Raw genomic sequence first — 3,005 nt, forward strand, 5'->3', positions numbered from 1 at the left:
TGCCTCGTCAAAAGAGAAACATCCAGCGTAGAGCAAAGCCGAGTACTCACCAAGGCTGTGGCCGGCAACCACATCAGGGGAAAAGGGTATTCTTCTTGCAATCAGGGTGCTCATGGTAAGAATAACCGGTTGACAGTTCTTTGTAAGGTTGAGCTCCTCCTCTGGACCTTCAAGGGCAAGACGAAGGAGGTCTTCTCCACAGATGCGGCTTGCCTCCTTAAAGATTTCCTGTACATCCTGCGGGTACTTCTCAATCCATTCTTTGAGCATCCCAACCTTTTGTGAACCTTGTCCAGGGAAAAGAAAGGCAACCTTCATAGGTCCCTCATCTTTTGCAACCGATCCAAGGTGGTCCAGAATTCTCGCATGATATCGGCGATAACCTCCCGAACCGGTTTTATCTCCCGGATGAGGCCGGCAACCTGCCCACACATGACCGAACCCTCTTCCACATTGCCACACACCGCAGCCTCCCGCAACTTCCCTACCCCAAGCGCCTCAACCTCTTCCTTGGGAGCACCGCTGAATTCGAGCTCTTCGAATTTTCGGGTGAGACGATTCCGAAGGCAACGCACGGGATGTCCTGTGGAGAGGCCTGTCACAACGGTTGAACGATCGTGCGCCTTGAGAATGGCTTCCTTGTAGGCTGGATGCACTTCGCATTCCTCAGTACATATGAAACGAGTTCCCAGCTGCACTCCTTCCGCCCCGAGGGCAAAGCAAGCCGCCATGCCCCGTCCGTCACCGATTCCTCCGGCGGCTATCACCGGAACACGAACGGCATCCACAACCTGGGGGATGAGACAAAGAGTGCTGACTTCCCCCACGTGACCACCAGACTCATTTCCCTCAGCAATGATGGCCTGAATACCGTACCGCTCAAGTCGCTTTGCTAAGGCTACAGACGCTACCACAGGGATGAGGAGAATACCAAGACGAGCGAATTCCTCAACCAGGGGACCGGGGTTTCCTGCTCCAGTAGTGACAACCGGAACACGCTCTTCCTTTACCACCCGTATCTGGTCCTCGATGTGCGGGGAAAGGAGCATGAGGTTCACGCCGAAGGGCTTATCGGTAAGGGAGCGAACTCGCCGTATCTCCTCCCGGAGTTCCTCCCCGGCCATTCCCCCAGAACCGATGATGCCAAGCCCCCCTGCCTCAGAAACTGCGGCAACGAGCGGAGCAGTCGAAACCCAAGCCATGCCTCCCTGGAGGATAGGGTACTGGATACCGAGAAGCTCCGTTACCCGCGTTCTCATTGTCTTCTCCTTTTCAGCTCTCAAGAGAGAGGTGAGACAACCGTTCCCGAATTTTCTCAAGGATTCCTTGCTCCACCAGTTCCTTTGCCCGGAGGATAGCGCTTTTAATGTCCCGGGCCTTCGATTTTCCATGGCAGATAAGGCATACCCCCTCGACACCCAAAAGGGGTGCCCCACCGTACTCGCTCCGGTCAAGCTTTTTCCACAACGCTCGTAGTTTTTCCCGAGAGGCAGAATCCTGAATTTCTCTTTCCAAAAGAAGGGCTATGAGCTCAATGAGCCCCTCTCCAAATTTCAACAGGGCATTTCCTGTGAATCCATCACAGACCACCACATCCACCGTACCATCGACGATATTCTGCCCTTCCGCATTCCCCACGAATTCAAAGTTGAGTTCTTCTCTTCGCTCTTTGAAGAGCTGGTAAGCCGCCTTAACGACTTCGTTCCCCTTGCCCTCTTCCTCGCCAATGCTCAAAAGCCCTACCCGGGGACGAGAAATACCAAGAACGATTTTGGCGTACTCCGCTCCCATGACACCGAAGTGGAAGAGGTGTTTGGGCTTACAGTCCACATTGGCTCCCACATCAAGGAGCACGCAGTACGAACGGGTGTTAGGAATGAGCGCGGTGATGGCTGGACGCTCAACTTCGGCAATGTGCTTCAGCCCAAGCCAAGCCGCTGCCATAACAGCGCCACTGTTTCCTGCAGAAACAAAAGCGTCAACCTTTTTCTGGGCAAGGAGTTGAATGCCACGACAAATACTCGAGTTGGGCTTCTTCTTCACCGCTTCGGCGGGATGCTCCTGCATCTTTATAACCTGTGGGGCATCCTCAATAGGGAAATCCCTCTCGTCCATTGCCAAATCCCTGTAGAGCGCAAGGAGTTCCTCCCGGGGGCCAAGAGCTACAAGTGTATACTCAGGGGAATAGGCCTCTTTCAAGCCTTTCACAATTTCAAGAGGGGCGAAATCACCGCCCCATGCATCCACCGCAATCCTCATTGCCCTTCCCCGTTTACTCTTCGACTTTCAGAACCTGTCTCCCTTTATAGTACCCACATTCAGGGCACAGATGATGCGGAAGCTTCAATGCATGGCAATGAGGACAGGTCACAAGATGTGGTGGGTGAATGACCCAATGGGTTCTCCTCTTGTTCCTTCGGCATCGCGAGGTCTTGTTCGTCAAATTCGCCATTACGGATACCCCCTCTATTCTGCGAACTCAAGGTGTAGGATAGTATAGAACAACTTTCTCCCCTTTGCAAACCTATCATCCCGGTTTCCACTGCTTGAGAATAGCAAATCTTGGGTCTACCTCTTCTTCCCCACAGGGGCAACGTACCTCGTTCCTGTTTGCACCACACACTGGACAGAGTCCTTTGCAGTCTGGGCGACATAGGGGTTTCATCGGGATATTCAGGAGGATAATTTCCTGAATCTCCTGGGTTATGTCCACGTAGTTCTCTTCTTCGGTGAAGTACCGGATTTCAACAGTTTCCTCGGCCTCTGCCTCAAAATCCGAGGGACGGGTCAGGCGATTCGCGTTGCGAAGCTCAAGGCGGAAAGGGATATCCATCGGGTAGAGGAAAGGCTCAAGGCAACGGGCACAGTGGAGTAAGAGAACCGTTGTGAGCTGTCCCTCCACAAGAATCTCCGAGCCACAGTTCACAAGGTGGACGGAAATCCGAACCGGCTGCGTGAAGACAACCCTATCATTTCCAAGTCGAAAAGAGGGAAAAGCCTCTTCC

Annotated in this window: 5 protein-coding genes; all 5 read right to left on the reverse strand. The window is 53.2% G+C overall.

Features of this window, described 5'->3' with window-relative positions:
• Positions 1–318, reverse strand: a 318-nt coding sequence (locus H5U36_09835; GenBank protein MBC7218406.1) for an ACP S-malonyltransferase, incomplete at its 3' end; no start/stop codon positions are given.
• Positions 315–1,259 (reverse strand): enoyl-[acyl-carrier-protein] reductase FabK, encoded by a 945-nt coding sequence (fabK, locus tag H5U36_09840; GenBank protein MBC7218407.1) that lies wholly within the window; start codon positions 1,257–1,259, stop codon positions 315–317. The genes fabK and H5U36_09835, both read right to left, overlap by 4 nt.
• 13 nt (positions 1,260–1,272) lie before the next feature.
• The gene (gene plsX, locus H5U36_09845) at positions 1,273–2,259 is read right to left on the reverse strand and encodes a phosphate acyltransferase PlsX (protein MBC7218408.1); all 987 of its coding nucleotides are present in this window, start codon (positions 2,257–2,259) and stop codon (positions 1,273–1,275) included.
• Between the two features lie 13 nt (positions 2,260–2,272).
• Positions 2,273–2,452: a 50S ribosomal protein L32 gene (rpmF, locus tag H5U36_09850; protein ID MBC7218409.1), complete on the reverse strand. Its 180-nt coding sequence runs from the start codon at positions 2,450–2,452 to the stop codon at positions 2,273–2,275.
• Positions 2,453–2,527: 75 nt separating this feature from the next.
• The coding region (locus H5U36_09855; GenBank protein ID MBC7218410.1) for a DUF177 domain-containing protein at positions 2,528–3,005 on the reverse strand (478 nt) is incomplete at its 5' end.

This window comes from Candidatus Caldatribacterium sp., assembly GCA_014359405.1.
Lineage (GTDB): Bacteria > Atribacterota > Atribacteria > Atribacterales > Caldatribacteriaceae > Caldatribacterium > Caldatribacterium oleiphilum.

Bases quoted from the DNA above. Each gene is read 5' to 3' on its own strand.
- fabK (MBC7218407.1), bottom strand. From the start codon at position 1,259: ATGAGAACGCGGGTAACGGAGCTTCTCGGTATCCAGTACCCTATCCTC.
- plsX (MBC7218408.1), bottom strand. From the start codon at position 2,259: ATGAGGATTGCGGTGGATGCATGGGGCGGTGATTTCGCCCCTCTTGAA.
- rpmF (MBC7218409.1), bottom strand. From the start codon at position 2,452: ATGGCGAATTTGACGAACAAGACCTCGCGATGCCGAAGGAACAAGAGG.